General features: G+C 71.1%; 19 protein-coding genes and 1 riboswitch. Of the genes, 8 read left to right on the plus strand and 11 right to left on the minus strand.

Going from position 1 to position 18,115, the window contains the following annotated elements; all coding sequences use genetic code 11:
- Positions 1-37 precede the first annotated feature (37 nt).
- Together H8R17_RS34765 and H8R17_RS34770 are read right to left on the minus strand one after the other, a co-directional pair.
- A complete protein-coding gene (locus H8R17_RS34765) occupies positions 38-1,279 on the minus strand; it encodes an NAD(P)/FAD-dependent oxidoreductase (RefSeq protein WP_187827214.1) in 1,242 nt (413 codons plus the stop codon).
- Between the two features lie 32 nt (positions 1,280-1,311).
- On the minus strand, positions 1,312-1,686 hold the full coding sequence (locus H8R17_RS34770) for a hypothetical protein (RefSeq protein ID WP_187827215.1): 375 nt from the start codon (positions 1,684-1,686) through the stop codon (positions 1,312-1,314).
- A gap of 52 nt (positions 1,687-1,738) precedes the next feature.
- A riboswitch (TPP riboswitch) is annotated at positions 1,739-1,850 on the plus strand.
- On the opposite strand from H8R17_RS34770, the gene thiO reads away from it, so the two are divergent.
- The 5 genes from thiO (at position 1,848) to H8R17_RS34795 (ending at position 7,074) form a co-directional block, all read left to right on the plus strand.
- Positions 1,848-3,008 carry a glycine oxidase ThiO gene (thiO, locus tag H8R17_RS34775; RefSeq protein ID WP_187827216.1) on the plus strand — a complete coding sequence of 387 codons (1,161 nt, stop codon included), beginning with the start codon at positions 1,848-1,850 and terminating at the stop codon, positions 3,006-3,008. It overlaps the preceding riboswitch by 3 nt.
- Entirely contained in the window at positions 3,005-3,229 is a 225-nt protein-coding gene (thiS, locus tag H8R17_RS34780) for a sulfur carrier protein ThiS (RefSeq protein WP_187827217.1), read from the plus strand. Before thiO ends, thiS begins: the two co-directional genes overlap by 4 nt.
- Before the next feature lie 2 nt (positions 3,230-3,231).
- Positions 3,232-4,026, plus strand: a complete 795-nt coding sequence (locus tag H8R17_RS34785; protein ID WP_187827218.1) for a thiazole synthase — start codon at positions 3,232-3,234, stop codon at positions 4,024-4,026.
- A 135-nt stretch (positions 4,027-4,161) separates the two neighbouring features.
- Positions 4,162-6,102 (plus strand): Stk1 family PASTA domain-containing Ser/Thr kinase, encoded by a 1,941-nt coding sequence (gene pknB, locus H8R17_RS34790; RefSeq protein ID WP_187827219.1) that lies wholly within the window; start codon positions 4,162-4,164, stop codon positions 6,100-6,102.
- 54 nt (positions 6,103-6,156) lie between these two features.
- Positions 6,157-7,074: a deoxyribonuclease IV gene (locus H8R17_RS34795; RefSeq protein ID WP_187827220.1), complete on the plus strand. Its 918-nt coding sequence runs from the start codon at positions 6,157-6,159 to the stop codon at positions 7,072-7,074.
- Between the two features lie 26 nt (positions 7,075-7,100).
- Here the strand turns inward: H8R17_RS34795 and H8R17_RS34800 are convergent, their stop codons facing one another.
- Positions 7,101-7,748, minus strand: coding sequence for a sulfite oxidase-like oxidoreductase (locus H8R17_RS34800; protein WP_187827221.1), 648 nt, complete (start codon positions 7,746-7,748; stop codon positions 7,101-7,103).
- A 183-nt stretch (positions 7,749-7,931) separates the two neighbouring features.
- Between H8R17_RS34800 and bfr the strand changes: the two genes are divergently transcribed.
- Positions 7,932-8,411 carry a bacterioferritin gene (gene bfr, locus H8R17_RS34805; RefSeq protein ID WP_187827222.1) on the plus strand — a complete coding sequence of 160 codons (480 nt, stop codon included), beginning with the start codon at positions 7,932-7,934 and terminating at the stop codon, positions 8,409-8,411.
- A gap of 9 nt (positions 8,412-8,420) precedes the next feature.
- Here the strand turns inward: bfr and H8R17_RS34810 are convergent, their stop codons facing one another.
- Positions 8,421-8,672: a bacterioferritin-associated ferredoxin gene (locus tag H8R17_RS34810; RefSeq protein WP_187827223.1), complete on the minus strand. Its 252-nt coding sequence runs from the start codon at positions 8,670-8,672 to the stop codon at positions 8,421-8,423.
- Between the two features lie 163 nt (positions 8,673-8,835).
- On the minus strand, positions 8,836-10,188 hold the full coding sequence (locus H8R17_RS34815; RefSeq protein WP_187827224.1) for a class II 3-deoxy-7-phosphoheptulonate synthase: 1,353 nt from the start codon (positions 10,186-10,188) through the stop codon (positions 8,836-8,838).
- Between the two features lie 96 nt (positions 10,189-10,284).
- On the opposite strand from H8R17_RS34815, the gene H8R17_RS49485 reads away from it, so the two are divergent.
- Together H8R17_RS49485 and H8R17_RS34825 are read left to right on the plus strand one after the other, a co-directional pair.
- Complete coding sequence (locus tag H8R17_RS49485) at positions 10,285-10,353, plus strand: trp operon leader peptide (protein WP_187827229.1); 69 nt, start codon at positions 10,285-10,287, stop codon at positions 10,351-10,353.
- A 94-nt stretch (positions 10,354-10,447) separates the two neighbouring features.
- The gene (locus tag H8R17_RS34825) at positions 10,448-12,355 is read left to right on the plus strand and encodes an anthranilate synthase family protein (protein ID WP_187827225.1); all 1,908 of its coding nucleotides are present in this window, start codon (positions 10,448-10,450) and stop codon (positions 12,353-12,355) included.
- A gap of 59 nt (positions 12,356-12,414) precedes the next feature.
- Here the strand turns inward: H8R17_RS34825 and H8R17_RS34830 are convergent, their stop codons facing one another.
- The 6 genes from H8R17_RS34830 to H8R17_RS47695 form a co-directional block, all read right to left on the minus strand.
- The gene (locus H8R17_RS34830; protein ID WP_187827226.1) at positions 12,415-13,443 is read right to left on the minus strand and encodes a 6-phosphofructokinase; all 1,029 of its coding nucleotides are present in this window, start codon (positions 13,441-13,443) and stop codon (positions 12,415-12,417) included.
- 157 nt (positions 13,444-13,600) lie between these two features.
- On the minus strand, positions 13,601-14,302 hold the full coding sequence (locus H8R17_RS34835; protein WP_187827227.1) for a response regulator transcription factor: 702 nt from the start codon (positions 14,300-14,302) through the stop codon (positions 13,601-13,603).
- Complete coding sequence (gene macS, locus H8R17_RS34840; RefSeq protein WP_187827228.1) at positions 14,299-15,519, minus strand: MacS family sensor histidine kinase; 1,221 nt, start codon at positions 15,517-15,519, stop codon at positions 14,299-14,301. Before macS ends, H8R17_RS34835 begins: the two co-directional genes overlap by 4 nt.
- Positions 15,520-15,547: 28 nt before the next feature.
- Positions 15,548-16,483 (minus strand): 1-acyl-sn-glycerol-3-phosphate acyltransferase, encoded by a 936-nt coding sequence (locus H8R17_RS34845; RefSeq protein ID WP_262505722.1) that lies wholly within the window; start codon positions 16,481-16,483, stop codon positions 15,548-15,550.
- A 195-nt stretch (positions 16,484-16,678) separates the two neighbouring features.
- On the minus strand, positions 16,679-17,266 hold the full coding sequence (locus H8R17_RS47690; RefSeq protein WP_316959614.1) for an IS110 family transposase: 588 nt from the start codon (positions 17,264-17,266) through the stop codon (positions 16,679-16,681).
- Positions 17,267-17,269: 3 nt separating this feature from the next.
- Positions 17,270-17,887, minus strand: a complete 618-nt coding sequence (locus H8R17_RS47695) for a hypothetical protein (protein ID WP_262505719.1) — start codon at positions 17,885-17,887, stop codon at positions 17,270-17,272.
- Positions 17,888-18,115: the final 228 nt, after the last annotated feature.

Here is an 18,115-nt window from a genome sequence, read left to right on the forward strand (position 1 = left end):
AAGCCTGCCATCTGGGACTGACAGTCGGAAGTCGACGCTACGCAGTGGCCCCCTTCATCGGCCGCGCCGGGTCGGCCAGCAGCTCCGGGTTCATCTCCACGCCCGCCTCGATCAGCCGCCTCCCCTGGGCCAGGTCTCTCGGGCGCCCCACGGCCAGCAGTGCGACCAGGCGGTTCCCGCGCAGCCAGCACACCGTCCAGGCCGGGTTGGACGGGTCGCCGCGCCACAGCACCGTGTCGGCGGCCGCGTGGTGCCCGGCGTACTGCACGAAGCGGCCGAACTGCTCCGACCAGAAGTACGGCACCGGGTCGTAGGCCGCCGGGGCCTCGCCGACGGCCCCGCCGACGATGTTCGCGGCGACGGTGCGCGGGCCCTGCAGAGCGTTGTCCCAGTGGTGGACCAGCAGCCGCTCGCCGTACCGCCTCGAGGGGAAGGAGGCGCAGTCGCCGACGGCGTAGACGTCCGGGACGGAGGTGCGCAGGTGCTGGTCGGCCACGACCTCGCCCCACGCGCCGAGCTCGATGCCGGAGCCGGTGAGCCAGGCCGTGGCGGGCCGGGCGCCGATGCCGACGACGACCGCGCCCGCGGGCAGCCGCGTGCCGTCGTCGAGGAGCACCGCGCCGGGCTCGACCCGCTCCACGCGCGCGTGCGTACGCAGAACGGCCCCGGCGTCGGCGTACCAGCCGGCCATCGGGGCGGCCACCTCGGCGGGCAGGGCCCCGGCGAGCGGGCGGTCGGCGGCCTCGACGACGGTCACCGAGCAGCCCGCCTCGCGCGCGGCGGTGGCGAACTCCGCGCCGATCCAGCCCGCGCCGACGACCACGATGTCGTGCTGCCGGGCGAGCACCGGCCGCAGCCGCTCGGCGTCGTCCAGGGTGCGCAGCAGGTGCACGCCGGGGACGCCCTCGGCGCTCTGCAGCCGGACCGGTTCGGCGCCGGTCGCGAGGACCAGCACGTCGTACGGCACGGGCCCGTCCTCGGTGTCCAGCTCGTGGTCGCCGGGGCGCAGGCCCAGCACCTCGCAGCCGAGCCGCAGCTCGATGCCGAGCGCCTCGAAGTCCACGTCGAAGGCGGATCCCTCGGCCTTGCCCAGCAGGACGGCCTTCGACAACGGCGGCCGGTCGTAGGGCTGGTGGGGCTCCGCGCCGATCAGCGTCACGGTGCCGGTGAAGCCCTGTTCCCGCAGGGCGACCGACGTCTGCACGCCCGCCATGCCCGCGCCCACGACGACCACGCGCCGCGGCGTGGACACTCCCCGTTCCTGCGTCTGCTCGCTCACCTGATCACCATAGACAACTGACACATTGTCAGTCAGTGGTCGTGCTCCGTGACCTGCTCCACAACCGCCTCCGTGAGCTGCTCCACCACACTGGTCCCACTGCCCTCCTGGGACTCCCACTCCCAGGTCTCCGCCAGCCGCACCCGCCCGTCCGGCAGCTCCTCGACGGCCGACACGCAGTGCCCGGAGGAGGTCGTCTGGTCCCGCTTGAGCTGCACATACCGGAAATCCAGCCGGTCGCCCTCGCGTGTGCCCACCAGGTACCCGCGGACGACGTCCCCGCCCGCGTACTCGGCCCAGATCTCCCCATCCTTCTCGTGGTAGGTGAACCGGGTGCGGGTACCCACCTGACCTGGGGCCTGGTCGGCGACCGGGGCCAGGACAAGGCCGTCGAGCGAGCGGGGCATGACAAAAGGCTCCCTTACAGAGGCGTCGGACCAAGAGCTAGGGTGGCCCGAGTAAAGCACTCGCGGGAGCCCGGACGCACCGGGCTGAGAGGGAGGCTGGCGGCCTCCGACCGTACGAACCTGATCCGGGTCATGCCGGCGAAGGGAGGGGCTGGACGCCCATGTCGCCTACGCGTACGTCAGACGTCCTCGTCGTCGGGGGCGGAATCATCGGACTCGTGACGGCGTGGCGGGCCGCGCAGCGCGGGTTCGCCACGGCCGTCGTGGACCCGGAACCGGGCGGCGGCGCCGCACAGGTCGCGGCCGGAATGCTGGCCGCCGTCACGGAACTGCACCACGGTGAGCAGACCCTGCTCGGCCTGAACCTGGCCTCGGCGCGCCGCTACCCGGACTTCGCGGCCGAGCTCACCGACGCGACCGGCCAGGACCTCGGCTACCGCCGCTGCGGCACGCTCGCCGTCGCGCTGGACGCCGACGACCGAGCCTTCCTGCGCGAGCTGCACGCCCTGCACCAGCAGTCCGGGCTGGAGTCCGAGTGGCTCTCCGGGCGGGAGTGCCGGCGCCTGGAGCCGATGCTCGCGCCGGGCGTGCGCGGTGGGCTCCGGGTCGACGGCGACCACCAGATCGACCCGCGGCGCCTCGCCCACGCGCTGGTGACCGCGTGCGAGCGCGCCGGTGTCGTCTTTCACCGGGCGTGGGCGGAGCGGCTGGCCGTCGTACGGGACCGGGCGGCCGGGGCCGTCACGGTCGACGGCACCGAGCTGGGCGCCGGGCGGGTGGTGCTCGCCGCGGGCAGCCTCAGCGGGCGGCTCGCGGGCGTCCCGGACGACGTGCTGCCGCCCGTACGGCCCGTGAAGGGGCAGGTGCTGCGGCTGACGATGCCGCGGCAGCCGTTCCTGAGCCGTACCGTGCGTGCGGTCGTGCGCGGCAGCCAGGTCTATCTGGTGCCGCGCGAGAGCGGCGAGCTGGTCGTCGGCGCGACGAGCGAGGAACTGGGCTGGAACACGACGGTGACCGCGGGCGGCGTGTACGAGCTGCTGCGCGACGCGCACGAGCTGGTCCCCGGGATCACCGAGCTGCCCCTGACGGAGACCCGGGCCGGACTGCGCCCCGGCTCCCCCGACAACGCGCCGCTGCTCGGCCCGTCCGGCCTGGACGGGCTGTTGCTGGCCACCGGGCACTACCGCAACGGCGTGCTGCTCACGCCGGTCACCGGTGACGTCATGGCGCACGTCCTGGCCACGGGTGAACTCCCGGAGGAGGCCCGCCCGTTCACGCCCGCGCGGTTCACCGCCGCCGCACTCACGGAGCAGCCCGCATGAACACCCCGGTCACCAGCTCGGTCACCATCACCGTCAACGGGGAGCCCCGGGAGGTCCCGACCGGAACGGCTCTCGACACCGTCGTGAAGACGCTCACCGCGGCGCCCTCCGGTGTGGCCGCCGCCCTCAACGAAACCGTAGTCCCGCGCGCGCAGTGGCCGTCCACGCCTCTCTCCGAGGGAGACCGCGTGGAAGTCCTCACCGCCGTCCAAGGAGGCTGACCATGGCCGACGATCCGTTTGTCCTCGGCGGTACGCCCTTCACGTCCCGCCTGATCATGGGTACGGGCGGTGCGCCCAGCCTCGACGTGCTGGAACGGGCGCTGGTGGCGTCCGGGACCGAGCTGACGACGGTCGCGATGCGGCGGGTCGATCCGTCGGTGCACGGCTCCGTGCTGTCGGTGCTGGAGCGACTGGGCATCCGGGTACTGCCGAACACGGCGGGGTGCTTTACGGCCGGTGAGGCGGTGCTGACGGCGCGGCTCGCGCGGGAGGCGCTCGGCACCGATCTGGTCAAGCTGGAGGTCATCGCCGACGAGCGGACGCTGCTGCCGGACCCGATCGAGTTGCTGGAGGCGGCGGAGACGCTGGTGGACGACGGGTTCACCGTGTTGCCGTACACGAACGACGATCCTGTGCTCGCGCGGAAGCTGGAGGATGCCGGGTGTGCGGCGATCATGCCGCTGGGGTCGCCGATCGGGTCCGGGCTGGGGATCCGGAATCCGCACAACTTCCAGTTGATCGTGGAGCACGCGCGTGTGCCCGTGGTTCTGGATGCGGGGGCCGGGACGGCGTCGGATGTGGCGCTGGCGATGGAGCTGGGGTGTGCGGGGGTGATGCTGGCGTCGGCGGTTACCCGGGCGCAGGAACCTGTGCTGATGGCCGAGGCCATGAAGCATGCGGTGGAGGCGGGCCGGCTGGCTCGGCTGGCGGGGCGGATTCCTCGGCGGTACTTCGCCGAGGCGTCTTCTCCCGCGGAGGGCCTGGCCGTGTTGGATCCCGAGCGTCCTGCCTTCTGAACAGCGCTGCAGTCCCGTCTCGTCCGGGGTGGGTGTTCCGCTGTTCGTGGGATGCGTCACAGGTTGGCCGCAGTACCGGTGCGAATCTCGGCTGATCCGAGTGGGCTGTCGGTCTCGGCTCGTACACTCACCTGCGTGGATACGACCCTTCAGGACCCCTTGGTCGGGCAGGTGCTCGACGGCCGGTATCGCGTCGACGCGCGGATCGCGGTCGGCGGGATGGCGACGGTCTACAGGGCCGTGGACACCCGGCTGGACCGCGTGCTGGCGCTCAAGGTGATGCATCCCTCGCTCGCGGCCGACGGCTCGTTCGTCGAGCGGTTCATCCGCGAGGCGAAGTCGGTGGCGCGGCTGGCGCACCCCAATGTGGTGCAGGTCTTCGACCAGGGGACCGACGGGTCGTACGTGTATCTGGCCATGGAGTACGTCGCCGGCTGCACCCTGCGTGACGTGCTGCGCGAGCGCGGGGCGCTGCAGCCGCGGGCCGCGCTGGACATCCTGGAGCCGGTACTGGCCGCGCTCGGCGCCGCGCACCGCGCCGGGTTCGTGCACCGGGACATGAAGCCGGAGAACGTCCTGATAGGGGACGACGGACGGGTCAAGGTCGCCGACTTCGGGCTGGTGCGAGCCGTGGACACGGTCACGAACACCAGCGGGGCCGTCCTCGGCACCGTGGCGTATCTCGCGCCCGAGCAGATCGAGCACGGGATCGCCGACCCCCGGGCCGACGTGTACGCGTGCGGTGTCGCCCTGTACGAGATGCTGACCGGCGAGAAGCCGCACGACGGGGACTCCCCCGCCGTCGTGCTGTACAAGCACCTGCACGAGGACGTGCCGCCGCCGTCGGCCGCCGTGCCGGGGCTGGCGTACGAACTGGACGAGCTGGTCGCCTCGGCGACCGCGCGCACCGCGGACATCCGCCCGCACGACGCCGTGGCGCTGCTCGCGCAGGTCCGCGACACGCGCGGCGCGCTAGGCACCGAGCAGCTGGACGCCGTGCCGCCGCAGGCGCTCTCGGCGGAGCACGACAACGCCGACGACCGTACGAGCGTGATCCCGCGCGCGCTGACCGTGCTGCGCCCGCTGCCGGTCAACGAGGACGACGAGGGCGGGGCCCCCGCGCCGGACCTCAACCGCACCAGCCGCTTCGAAACCCCGCCCCCGCCGCCGTCCCGGCGGGGCCGCACCGGCGGCCGGCGCGGCCCGCTGGCGATCGTCGTCGCGGTGCTGCTGGTGCTGGGCGTCGGCGCGGGCGTCTGGTACATCAACTCCGGCCAGTTCACCGAGGTCCCGCCGCTGACGAACAAGACCGAGGCGCAGGCGCGGGACCGGCTGGCGAAGGCCGGTCTCGAGGTCGGCTCGGTCAAGCACGCCTACAGCGACACCGTGAAGCGCGGCGCGGTCATCAGCACGGATCCCGAGGGCGGCGCCCGTATCCGCGGCAACGACCCCGTGACGCTGACCATCTCCGACGGCCCGGACACCGTGAAGCTGCCCGACGTGGAGGGCTACCGGCTGGACAAGGCGCGGGAGGTGCTGAAGCAGGCGGGTCTTGAGCCGGGCATGGTCACCCGGACGTTCAGCGACAGCGTCACCCGCGGCTTCGTGATCTCCTCGCAGCCCGCGGCGAACACCACGGTGCGCGCGGGCGCGGCGGTCGCGCTCACCGTCAGCAAGGGCAGCCCGGTGGACGTGCCCGACACCACCGGCGAGGACCTGGCCCAGGCCAAGGCCGACCTCGAGGACGCCGGGCTCAAGGTGAAGATCGCCGCCCAGGAGGTCAACTCCGAGTACGACAAGGGCCAGGTCGCCCGGCAGACCCCGAAGGGCGGCAGCCTGGCCGCCACGGGCGACACGGTGACGCTGACGCTGTCCAAGGGCCCGGAGATGATCGAGGTTCCGGACGTGGTCGGCGACAGCGTGGACGACGCGAAGCGGAAGCTGGAGGGCGCCGGGTTCAAGGTGGAGGAGGACCGCGGCCTGCTGGGGCTGTTCGGCGACACCGTGAAGAAACAGTCGGTGGCGGGCGGGGACACCGCGCCCAAGGGGTCGGCGATCACCATCCAGATCCGCTGATCGTCATCCAGAGCCGCTGACGGGCCGGCGGTCCACGCATGACACCCTGAACGGGTGAAGAGTCAGCAGTCCGGCACCACCCCCGGCACGCCCGCCCCGGCCGGTGACCCCGGCCGGTCCCGCAACCCCGTCGGCGGTCACGTCCCCGTGGCCGGCGGTCTCCACTCCGTCGGCCTGTCCTACGCCCACGACCTCGCGGCGGAGACCGTGCAGGTCTTCGTGGCCAATCCGCGCGGCTGGGCCACTCCGGCCGGCAGTCCGCTTCAGGACGAGGCGTTCCGAGCGGCGTGCGAGGCCGAGTCGGTCCCGGCGTACGTGCATGCCCCGTATCTGATCAACTTCGGCTCGCACACCGAGGCGACCGTGGAGCGGTCCGTCGCATCGCTGCGGCACTCGCTGCGGCGCGGGCGGGAGATCGGCGCGCTGGGCGTGGTCGTGCACACCGGCAGCGCGACCGGCGGCCGACAGCGGTCGGTGGCGCTGAAGCAGGTACGGGAGCACATGCTGCCGCTGCTGGACGAGCTGACCCACGACGACGACCCGTGGCTGCTGCTGGAGTCGACGGCCGGGCAGGGGGCCTCGCTGTGCTCCCGCACCTGGGACTTCGGGCCGTATTTCGAGGCGCTGGACGCCCATCCGAAGCTGGGCGTGTGCCTGGACACCTGCCATGTCTTCGCGGCCGGTCACGACCTGACCGGGCCGAGCGGCATGCACCAGACGCTGGACCTGCTGGTGGACACGGTCGGCGAGGGCCGTCTGAAACTGATCCACGCCAACGACTCCAAGGACGTCGTCGGCGCGCACAAGGACCGCCACGAGAACATCGGCGCAGGCCACATCGGCGAGGACCCGTTCCGGGCGCTGATGACCCACCCCGCGACCGAGGGCGTCCCACTGATCATCGAGACCCCCGGCGGCAAGGCAGGGCACGCGGCGGACGTGGAGCGGCTGAAGAAGCTGCGGGACAGGTGAGGCGTGTCGTAGTAACCCGGCAAGCTTCAGAGCTCCGGCCCCTCGCCGGACTCTTCCTGGTAGGAGTACCGCTGTTCCTTCCACGGATCGCCGATGTTGTGGTAGCCGCGTTCCTCCCAGAAGCCGCGGCGGTCGGCGGTCATGTACTCCACGCCGCGGACCCACTTGGGGCCCTTCCAGGCGTACAGATGGGGGACGATCAGGCGCAGCGGGAAGCCGTGCTCGGCGGTCAGCAGTTCGCCGTCCTTGTGGGTGGCGAAGAGCGTGCGCTCGGAGGCGAAGTCGGCGATCCGGAGGTTGGAGCTGAAGCCGTACTCGGCCCACACCATCACATGGGTGACCGTGGGCGCGGGCGGCGCGATGTCCAGGATCGTTCCGGCCGGAATGCCGCCCCATTCGGCGCCGAGCATGCTGAACTTCGTGACACAGTGCAGATCGGCGACGACGGTGGTGTACGGCAGGGCCGTGAACTCCTCGTGGTTCCAGCAGTGCTTCTCACCGTCGGCGGTGGCGCCGAAGACCCGGAACTCCCAGCGTTCGGGACGGAACTTGGGTACGGGCCCGTAGTGCGTGACCGGCCAGCCGCGTTGCAGGCGCTGTCCCGGCGGAAGCTCGGGCTGCTTTCCTCTCCCTGAATCGCGTTCTCCCGATTCGCGTTCCACCGGCTGACCCATGACTCCATCCTGACAGACCTCGGGGCATGCGCCGGACGCGGGCCCCCGAACTCGGGCAACAGCAAACAAAACGAACTAAGCATGCACTAACTTACTAAGTGAAGACTTACTGGACGATCTTCGTCGCGGGTGCAATCATGCGGCGCAACCTGCCACTCCACCCGTCTGGAAGGAGCCTCTGCGATGCAGGGCGACCCCGAGGTCATCGAATTCCTCAACGAGCAGCTCACGGCCGAGCTCACCGCGATCAACCAGTACTTCCTGCATGCCAAGATGCAGGAGAACTTCGGCTGGACGAAACTCGCGAAGTACACCCGCCACGAGTCGTTCGACGAGATGAAGCACGCCGAGGTGCTCACCGACCGGATCCTGTTCCTGGAGGGGCTGCCGAACTACCAGCGGCTGTTCCACGTCCGGGTCGGACAGACCGTCAAGGAGATGTTCGAGGCCGACCGGCAGATCGAGGTCGAGGCGATCGACCGGCTGCGGCGCGGCATCAAGGTCATGCGCGAAAAGGGTGACGTCACGTCCGCGAACATCTTCGAGTCGATCCTCGAGGACGAGGAGCACCACATCGACTACCTCGACACCCAGCTGGACCTGATCGAGAAGCTGGGTGAGGCGCTGTACATCTCGCAGCTGATCGAGCAGCCGGACAGCTGAGCGGGAGAGCTAGGCCGCCTCTTTCAGTTCCGCGGCCTCGGACAGTTCCGCGAGCACCGGCCCGCCCTGGTCGGCCAGCTCACGCCGGGGGCACGCGCCCCTGCCCAGGATCGCCTGGATACGACGTACGCACGACCCGCAGTCCGTGCCGGCCTTGCAGGCCGAGGCTATCTGGCGGGGCGTACAGGCACCGCTCTCCGCGTGCCGCTTCACCTGCTGCTCGGTGATCCCGAAGCAACTGCAGACGTACACGCGGCTCACCTCCCGTCCGGGACCAAGGGTCGCGCCATCCCGACCTTGATCGGTGAGGCTAACCTAACCTTACCCGTCTCCCAGGTAACCCTGAAAGAGCCCTGGGGCGCGGATCGTGTGTGATCCGCGCCCCAGTCATGTGCCGGTAACAGGTGCCCCGGCCAATGGTCCACTACTGGTCCCTGTACATCTCGGCGACGAGGAACGCCAGGTCGAGGGACTGGCTGCGGTTCAGGCGCGGGTCGCAGGCCGTCTCGTAGCGCTGGTGCAGGTCGTCGACGAAGATCTCGTCGCCGCCGCCCACGCACTCGGTGACGTCGTCACCGGTGAGCTCGACGTGGATGCCGCCCGGGTGGGTGCCGAGCGCCTTGTGGACCTCGAAGAAGCCCTTGACCTCGTCGAGCACGTCGTCGAAGCGGCGGGTCTTGTGACCGGAGGCCGCCTCGAAGGTGTTGCCGTGCATCGGGTCGGTCACCCAGGCCACGGTGGCGCCGGAGGCGGTCACCTTCTCGATCAGCTCGGGAAGCCGGTCGCGGACCTTGTCGGCGCCCATGCGGACGATGAAGGTCAGCCGGCCCGGCTCGCGCTCGGGGTCGAGGCGCTCGATGTACTGCAGTGCGTCCTCGGCCGTCGTCGTCGGGCCGAGCTTGATGCCGATCGGGTTGCGGATCCTCGAGGCGAACTCGATGTGCGCGTGGTCCAGCTGACGTGTGCGCTCACCGATCCACACCATATGCGCGGAGACGTCGTACAGCTGCCCGGTGCGGGAGTCGACGCGGGTGAGCGCCGACTCGTAGTCGAGCAGCAGAGCCTCGTGCGAGGAGTAGAACTCGACCGTCTTGAACTCCTCCGGGTCGGCCCCGCAGGCGTGCATGAAGTTCAGCGCGTTGTCGATCTCGCGCGCCAGCTGCTCGTAGCGCTGACCGGACGGAGACGACTTCACGAAGTCCTGGTTCCAGGCGTGCACCTGGCGCAGGTCGGCGTAGCCGCCAGTGGTGAAGGCACGCACCAGGTTCAGCGTCGAGGCCGACGCGTGGTACATGCGCTTGAGCCGCTCGGGGTCCGGGACGCGGGCTTCCTCGGTGAAGTCGAAGCCGTTGACGGAGTCGCCGCGGTAGGTCGGCAGCGTCACGCCGTCGCGGGTCTCGATCGGCTTGGAGCGCGGCTTGGAGTACTGGCCGGCGATCCGGCCCACCTTCACCACCGGCACCGAGGCGGCGTACGTCAGCACGGCGCCCATCTGGAGCAGCGTCTTGAGCTTGTTGCGGATGTGATCGGCGGACACCGCGTCGAAGGCCTCGGCGCAGTCGCCACCCTGGAGCAGGAACGCCTCGCCCCTGGCGACGGCTCCCATCCGGGCGCGCAGCTGGTCGCACTCGCCCGCGAAGACGAGCGGCGGATACGACTCAAGGTCCGCGATCACCTTGCGCAGAGCCTCGTGGTCGGGGTACTCGGGCTGCTGCGCCGCGGGCAGGTCTCGCCAGGTGTTGCCAGCGCTCGGGCTGGTCTTAGCGTTCACGGTCACGGCGCCAACATTACGGGGTGATGTCCTGGCTTCCGGCCCGTGCCCAGAAAATGAGACGCGACGTACGCACCGCGGACGTGGGGTACAGTGCGCCGTATGTTCGCGCACTCGATCCAGACCTGCCTCCAGAACTGCTGGTGGACCGCTCATCCGGCGGCCCGCTGACTGCGCGTACTGAAGACTTCGCGAAGGCCGCCCGAGGGGCGGCCTTCGGTGTGTCCGGGGGTCGTTCCTCTCCATCGAGAAGGATCACCGACCCATGAACCTGCTGGACCTGCTCGCCGATCCCCGCCCGTTCGCCCTGCTGCGCCGCCGCACCCCCGGCCACGACGACACCGTGGTCGAGGTGCTGCTCGGCCCGGTCACCGCCCGCGACCGGCTCGCCGACCTCCCCGACGAGGGCCTGGCGCTCGTCCCTTTCCGGCAGATCCGCGAGCGCGGCTTCGACGTCCGCGACGACGGCACACCGCTGCTGGTGCTGAGCCCCGAGGAGACGTACGCCGTCCCGCTCGCCGACGCACTGGCCCAGCTCCCCGCGCATGAGGTGCGCGTCGAGGGCGGCGGGTTCGACGTGGGCGACGAGGAGTACGCCGGGATCGTCGGGCGGGTGCTGGCGGAGGAGATCGGGCGGGGCGAGGGCGCGAACTTCGTGATCCGGCGGACGTACGAGGGTGAGATCCCGGGATTCACCAGGGCCGACGCCCTCGCGCTCTTCCGACGGCTGCTCGAAGGCGAGCGGGGCGCGTACTGGACGTTCGTCGTGCACACCGGGGACCGCACGCTGGTCGGCGCCAGTCCCGAGGTGCACGTACGGATGTCCGGCGGAACGGTCGTGATGAACCCGATCAGCGGGACGTACCGCTACCCGGCCGAAGGCCCCACCCCCGAGCATCTGCTGGACTTCCTCGCCGACGGCAAGGAGATCGAGGAGCTGTCGATGGTGGTCGACGAGGAGCTCAAGATGATGTGCACCGTCGGCGACATGGGCGGCGTGGTCGTCGGGCCCCGGCTGAAGGAGATGGCGCACCTCGCGCACACCGAGTACGAGCTGCGCGGGAAGTCCTCGCTGGACGCGCGGGAAGTCCTGAAGGAGACCATGTTCGCCGCCACCGTCACCGGGTCGCCCGTGCAGAACGCGTGCCGGGTCATCGAGCGGCACGAGTCCGGCGGGCGCGGCTACTACGCGGGCGCGCTCGCCCTGCTCGGCCGATACGCGGGTGGCGGGCGGGAAGGTGCCGGGGCGCAGACCCTCGACTCCCCCATCCTCATCCGCACCGCCGACATCGACGCGGACGGCCGGCTGCGGGTACCGGTCGGCGCGACGCTCGTGCGCGGCTCGGACCCGGCGAGCGAGGTGGCGGAGACCCACGCCAAGGCCGCGGGGGTGCTCGCGGCCCTGGGCGCACGACCGTCCCGGCCGCACGAGCAGGCCGTGCGGCCCCGGCTGGCCGACGACCCTCGTGTGAGGGCGGCGCTGGACGGGCGCCGGGGCTCGCTGGCGCCGTTCTGGCTGCGGATGCAGGGGCCCGCCAAGAAGCCCCCGGAGTTGTCGGGGCACGCCCTGGTGGTCGACGGGGAGGACACCTTCACGGCGATGCTCGCGCACGTGCTGCGCTCGGGCGGCCTCGAGGTGACCGTCCGGCGGAACGACGAGCCGGGGCTCCGGGAGGCGGTGCTCGGGCACGAGGGGCCGGTGGTGCTGGGTCCCGGACCGGGTGACCCGGGCGATCTCACGCATCCCAGGATGCGGATCCTGCGGGAACTGACGGCCCAGGTGATCCGGCACAGCCGGCACGGCGTCCTCGGCGTCTGCCTCGGGCACGAGCTGATCGCGGCCGAGCTGGGGCTGGACATCGTACGGAAGGAAGTCCCCTACCAGGGCGCGCAGACCACGATCGACCTGTTCGGGCGGCCGGAGACTGTCGGCTTCTACAACAGCTTCGTGGCCCGCTGCGACGACGAGGCGCACCGGGAACTGGCCGCGCACGGCGTCGAGGTGAGCCGGGCCGCGAACGGTGAGGTGCACGCCCTGCGCGGTCCCGGCTTCGCCGGGGTGCAGTTCCACCCGGAGTCGGTGCTGACGCTGAACGGGGCGGCGATCGTGCGGGAGCTGGTGGGTCAGCTGCGTGGCGCCGGCACCTTCTCCGAGCGGCGGCCCGCCCTGTAGCCGAGGAGGGGGCGGGCCGTCCGGTGGTCGAGGACGGGGCGGCCCGCCCGGTAGCCCCGTCAGCCGAAGAAGACCCCGACCTCCTCGTACAGCTTCGGGTCCACCGTCTTCAGGCGGGACGTGGCGTCGGCGATGGGGACGCGGACGATGTCCGTGCCGCGCAGGGAGACCATCTTGCCGAAGTCGCGGTCGCGGACGCAGTCGATGGCGTGCAGGCCGAACCGGGTGGCGAGCCAGCGGTCGAAGGCGCTGGGCGTGCCGCCGCGCTGGACGTGGCCCAGCACCGTCGTGCGGGCCTCCTTGCCGGTGCGCTTCTCGATCTCCTTGGCCAGCCACTCGCCGACCCCGGACAGCCGCACGTGACCGAAGGAGTCCAGGGACTGGTCCTTGAGGATCATGTCGCCCTCCCTCGGCGTGGCCCCTTCCGCGACGACCACGATCGGCGCGTACGACGCCCGGAAGCGGGAGGTGACCCAGGTGCACACCTGCTCGACGTCGAAGGGCTGCTCGGGGATGAGGATGACGTTGGCGCCGCCGGCCAGGCCCGAGTGCAGCGCGATCCAGCCGGCGTGCCGGCCCATCACCTCGACGACGAGGACGCGCATGTGGGACTCGGCGGTGGTGTGCAGCCGGTCGATCGCCTCCGTGGCGATGTTGACGGCGGTGTCGAAGCCGAAGGTGTAGTCCGTGGCGGACAGGTCGTTGTCGATGGTCTTGGGCACGCCGACGCACGGCACCCCGTGCTCGTCCGAGAGGACCGTGGCGACGCCCAGGGTGTCCTCGCCGCCGATCGTGATGATCGCGTCTACCTCCAGTTCGGCGATGTGCTCCTTGATCCGGTCGATGCCGTCCTCCTCGTGCAGCGGATTCGTCCGCGAGGAGCCGAGGATGGTGCCGCCGCGAGGCAGGATGCCGCGCACGGCGGGGATGTCGAGGCGGACGGTGGCGCCTTCGAGGGGACCGCGCCAGCCGTCCCGGAAGCCGGTGAAGTCGTATCCGTACTCCTGCACGCCCTTGCGGACGATGGCCCGGATGACGGCGTTGAGCCCGGGGCAGTCGCCGCCTCCGGTCAGTACTCCGACCCGCATGGAAATGTCCCTTCGCCGCGGTTGCCGTGTGCCGTTCGTTCCTTACCCGGCACGCTAGCGGTGATCCAGGTCACATCGACATGCTTCGGAGGGGCGATTCCGGTGAAACTCCGGTCCGGTGTCAGGGGCGGGTGTCAGGGCCGGCGTCAGGGTCGAACTACTCGTCGTCGAGTCCGCGTTCTATCGCGTAGCGCACCAGCTCCACGCGGTTGTGCAGCTGGAGCTTGCCGAGGGTGTTCTGCACGTGGTTCTGCACCGTGCGGTGGGAGATGACCAGGCGTTCGGCGATCTGCTTGTAGCTCAGGCCCTTGGCGACCAGGCGCAGCACCTCGGTCTCGCGCTCGGTCAGGCGGGGCGCCTCGGTCTCGCCGGCGTCGGGGGCCGGGGCGGGCTCGGAGGCCAGGCGCCGGTACTCGCCGAGGACCAGGCCCGCGAGGCCCGGCGTGAACACCGGGTCGCCGGCGGCCGTACGGCGCACCGCGTCCTGGAGCTCCTCGGTCGAGGCCGACTTCAGCAGGTAGCCGGTCGCGCCCGACTTCACCGCCTCCAGGACGTCGGCGTGCTCGCCGCTGGCCGACAGCACGAGGACGCGCAGCGCGGGGTTGGCGGCCACGACCTCCTTGCAGACCTGGACGCCGGGCTTGCCGGGCAGGTTCAGGTCGAGCACGAGCACATCGGGTACGGCGGCCTTGGCGCGGCGCACCGCCTGGTCGCCGTCGCCGGCGGTGGCGACCACGTCGAAACCCGACTCGGCCAGGTCGCGGGCGACGGCGTCGCGCCACATGGGGTGGTCGTCGACCACCATGACCTTGATCGGCGCCCGCTTCCCGGCTGTGGTCCCGTCGGTGGACCCCGTCATCGCTGCTCCGCCTTCCCCCGTACGTCCGTCGAGTCCTTCGGTACCTTCAGTTCGACCTCCGTGCCCTGCCCCGGCACCGAGATCAGCTCGGCGCTGCCGCCGAGTTCGCGCAGCCGGCCCCGGATCGACAGGGCCACGCCGAGCCGCCCCTCGCCCTCGGCCTGGGCGAGCCGACCCTCGGGGATGCCGGGTCCGTCGTCGCGGACGGTGACGATCACCTCGTCCGGCTCGTCCTCGACCAGGATCCACGCGCGCGCGTGCTCCCCGGCATGCCTGCGGACGTTGTCCAGGGCGGCCCCGACGGCCGCCGCGACCTCCCGGGCCGCGACCGGTGCGAGCGGCACCGGGGCGCCGGGCTCGGCGAGGTTGACCGTGGCCCCGGCGTACGGGGCGAGCAGCGCGCGCAGATCCACCGAACCCGGCTCGTCCTCCTGCACGGCCCCTACGACGGCACCCTCTGCGGCGTCCTCCGACAGCCGGGAGAGGGGCACGAGTCCGCCGGAGACCAGCGTGCGCAGCGCCACCTCCTGCTCGCCGGCCAGCCGGCCCAGCTCGGCCGCCTCGCCGCCGAGGGCGGCACCGCGCCGCTTCACCATCGCCAGCACCTGCAGGACGCTGTCGTGGATGTCCCGGGCGAGCCGCTCCCGTTCCCTGGTCGCGGCCTCGATCTCCAGGGCACGGGCGAGGGTGCGCTCGGAGGCGCGGGCGACCTCGACGACGTACCCGATGGCGATGGAGGCGACCCAGACGAGGATCACGTTGTGCACGGTGTCGCGGGTAGGGGCGCCACGGTAGACGAGGTTGACGGCGGCGACGAGCGTCGAGGCGAAGGCGGCCCAGCGCCAGCCGCCCTTGATGGCGAAGGCCAGCACGGCGCCGGCGGTCCATATCGAGGGCAGCGTCGGGCCACCGGCGTCGATCCGCTCGGCCGAGGCGGCGAGGCGGGTGAGCAGGATACCGGCGAGCGCGATGGTGAGGTCCGCGGTGAGGAAGCGCTTGGTGCAGCTGGCCGCGCTCGCGACCTTCGGCAGGGTCGCCATGGTCCACCCGCACAGCACGCCGTAGTAGGCGATGGCGACCCAGGGGCGGGTGAACTCGTCGTAGGCGGAGGCGAACAGGCCGACCGCGTACAGCATGGTGAGCACCCGGTAGCCGGCGAGGGCACGCCACAGCGGCTGCTCGACCGACATCCTCATGACACGCTCGCGCCTGGCCATCTCCCCCACCCCCGGCCGGGATCCCCGCCTAGGGTTCCGACCGCTCGGACTTCTCGGACCGCTCCTGCTTTCCGGACGACTCCTGCTTTCCGGACGGCTCCTGCTTTTCGGGCCGCTCCTGCCCAGCCTGCTCCTGCTCGGCCGGCTCCCGCAGCCGCTTCTGCTCCGGCTCCTGCGGCCGTTCCTTCTCGGCCCGCACCTTCTCGCGCTGTTCCTTCTCCGCGCGCGCGAGAGCCGCCTTGGCCGCCTTCTCGGCCTTCCCGGCCGCCTTCTCCGCTTCCTTCTCGGCCTTCGCCGCCTCCGCGAGCTGCCGCTTGCGGGCGGTCGCGTACATGTCGACGTACTCCTGGCCGGAGAGCTTCATGATCTCGTACATGACCTCGTCGGTCACCGCGCGCAGCACGAACCGGTCGTGCTCCATGCCCTGGTAGCGGCTGAAGTCCAGCGGCCTGCCGATGCGGATGCCGGGCCGCATCAGCTTCGGCATGACCTTCCCCGGCGGCTGGATCTTCTCGGTGTCGATCATGGCGACCGGGATGACGGGCGCCCCGGTGGCCAGCGCCACGCGCGCGAGGCCACCCGGTTTGCCGCGGTAGAGCCGGCCGTCGGGCGAGCGCGTGCCCTCCGGGTAGATCCCGAACAACTCGCCGCGCTCCAGCACCTCGATGCCGCTCTTGATCGCCGCCTCGCCCGCGCCGCGCCCGCCGGAGCGGTCCACCGGGAGCTGGCCGACGCCCTTGAAGAAGGCGGCGGTCAGCCGGCCCTTGACGCCGGGCGTGGTGAAGTACTCGGCCTTCGCGATGAAGGTGACCTTGCGGTCGAGGACCGCGGGCAGGAAGAACGAGTCGGAGAAGGAGAGGTGATTGCTCGCGAGGATCGCGGGGCCCTCGGCGGGAACGTTCTCCAGGCCTTCCACCCAGGGCCTGAAGGCGAGCTTCAGCGGCCCCCCGACGGTGACCTTCATCGCGCCGTACAACAACCGAGTGCCTCCTGTGTCTGTCGATCAGACCTTAACCCGGTACGCCGTCAAAGGCGCCGACGGCCCTGGTCGGTGATGCTCCTATTGCCTGTCAAGCGGCTTGGAGCCAGTTGCGGTAGGCGTGGGCGAGGCCGTCGTCTCGGCGGATACCGCGTTCGAGGNTGATGCTCCTATTGCCTGTCAAGCGGCTTGGAGCCAGTTGCGGTAGGCGTGGGCGAGGCCGTCGTCTCGGCGGATACCGCGTTCGAGGGCGGAGATGGCGGTCGGCCAGAGTCCGAAGTGACGGGCTGCGGCGGTGACGGTGATGTTCTTGGACTGGCGTAGAGGTCTCAGGTCGGCGATGGCCGGGGTGGTGACCGTGGTGGTCAGGCAGCGGAAGACCTCCCGGGCGATGGCCCGTTTCAACAGCCGGATGATCTCCTTCTTCGTCCGGCCGGCGGCGGTCTGGCGTGCCACGTAGTCGCGGGTGCGGGAGTCGCTGGACATACGGACCAGGGCGATGCGGTAGAGAGCTGCGTTGGCTTGCCGGTCGCCGCCGCGTGAGAGGCGGTGGCGGTTCGTGCGGCCGCTGGAGGCGGGGACCGGTGCGGCTCCGCACAGAGCGGCGAAGGAAGCCTCGGTACGCATGCGTTCAGGGTTGCCGCCTGCGGTGACCAGGAGCTGGGCCGCGGTGTCGGGGCCGACTCCGTAGACGGCCCGCAGGCCCGGGTTGTGGACGGTGGCCTCCTCGTCCAGGGCCCGCGTAAGGGTCTCGTGCTCGGCGGTCAGCTCTTAGACGCGTCGGGCGAGGCTTTTGAGCGCGGTGAGGACCGCGGTGTGGACGGCGTCCCCGCAGGGCCGCAGCCGGGCCAGGGTGTCGGTGCGGTCCGTTCCTTTGATCCGGCCGTACTTGGTGCGGATGGTGTCGGGGGCGGTGATGAGGAGGTGGCCGATCTGGTTCAGGGCGGCGGTGCGGGCCTTGACGGCGGAGCAGGCGGCGTTGTGCAGGGCGCGTATGCCGGCGATGGTGTCGTTCCTTGGGCGCGCCCAAGGCCCGTCCGGACAGGGCGGCGCGGGCGGCTGCGTAGGCGTCGACGGGGTCGGACTCGCCGATGCGGCGGCGTTCGGCCCGGTCGGGCCGGTTGACCTCCACGACGTGAAGGCCCGAGGAGCGGGCGGCCCGGGTGAAGCCGGCTCCGTAGGAGGCGGTGCTTCCACGGCGATCACGTGGCCGTGGGCGGTCAGGAAGGCCAGGGCCGCGGCGTATCCGGCAACGGTGGTGGCGAACTCGGCGTCGGCGAGGTGGCCGCCGTTGTCACTGATGACCGCGACGTGGAGGGTGTCGGCGTCGGAGTCGACCCCGCCGAACACGTCCTGGTCTGCTGTGTCTGGTGCCGCCGCTGATGTCATGCTGATGGTGCCCCTTCCCAGCTGGAGGTGGGCACCGGCCGGGTGGCGCAGACAGGACATTGAAGGGGCTTCTGGTCCAAGCTCCAATCAGGTCATGTTCCGCCCGGCCGGAGCCATGAGAACAGGCCCCCGCGACCGGACAGAACAGCGGGAAGACAACCCAGCAGGGCGTCAGTCAGTGGCTGGGCCACGATCACCGGAACCTGAGTATCAGCATCAATGTCAGTG

The sequence above is a fragment of the Streptomyces sp. TRM68367 genome (assembly GCF_014495685.1).
In the GTDB taxonomy this organism is placed as follows: domain Bacteria; phylum Actinomycetota; class Actinomycetes; order Streptomycetales; family Streptomycetaceae; genus Streptomyces.

Coding starts and splice junctions, on each gene's coding strand:
- bfr (WP_187827222.1), top strand. CDS start 7,932: ATGCAGGGCGACCCCGAGGTCATCGAATTCCTCAACGAGCAGCTCACG.
- H8R17_RS34800 (WP_187827221.1), bottom strand. CDS start 7,748: ATGGGTCAGCCGGTGGAACGCGAATCGGGAGAACGCGATTCAGGGAGA.
- macS (WP_187827228.1), bottom strand. CDS start 15,519: ATGGCCAGGCGCGAGCGTGTCATGAGGATGTCGGTCGAGCAGCCGCTG.
- H8R17_RS34770 (WP_187827215.1), bottom strand. CDS start 1,686: ATGCCCCGCTCGCTCGACGGCCTTGTCCTGGCCCCGGTCGCCGACCAG.
- H8R17_RS34835 (WP_187827227.1), bottom strand. CDS start 14,302: ATGACGGGGTCCACCGACGGGACCACAGCCGGGAAGCGGGCGCCGATC.
- H8R17_RS34825 (WP_187827225.1), top strand. CDS start 10,448: ATGAACCTGCTGGACCTGCTCGCCGATCCCCGCCCGTTCGCCCTGCTG.
- thiO (WP_187827216.1), top strand. CDS start 1,848: ATGTCGCCTACGCGTACGTCAGACGTCCTCGTCGTCGGGGGCGGAATC.
- thiS (WP_187827217.1), top strand. CDS start 3,005: ATGAACACCCCGGTCACCAGCTCGGTCACCATCACCGTCAACGGGGAG.
- H8R17_RS34785 (WP_187827218.1), top strand. CDS start 3,232: ATGGCCGACGATCCGTTTGTCCTCGGCGGTACGCCCTTCACGTCCCGC.
- H8R17_RS34830 (WP_187827226.1), bottom strand. CDS start 13,443: ATGCGGGTCGGAGTACTGACCGGAGGCGGCGACTGCCCCGGGCTCAAC.
- H8R17_RS34845 (WP_262505722.1), bottom strand. CDS start 16,483: ATGAAGGTCACCGTCGGGGGGCCGCTGAAGCTCGCCTTCAGGCCCTGG.
- H8R17_RS47695 (WP_262505719.1), bottom strand. CDS start 17,887: ATGACATCAGCGGCGGCACCAGACACAGCAGACCAGGACGTGTTCGGC.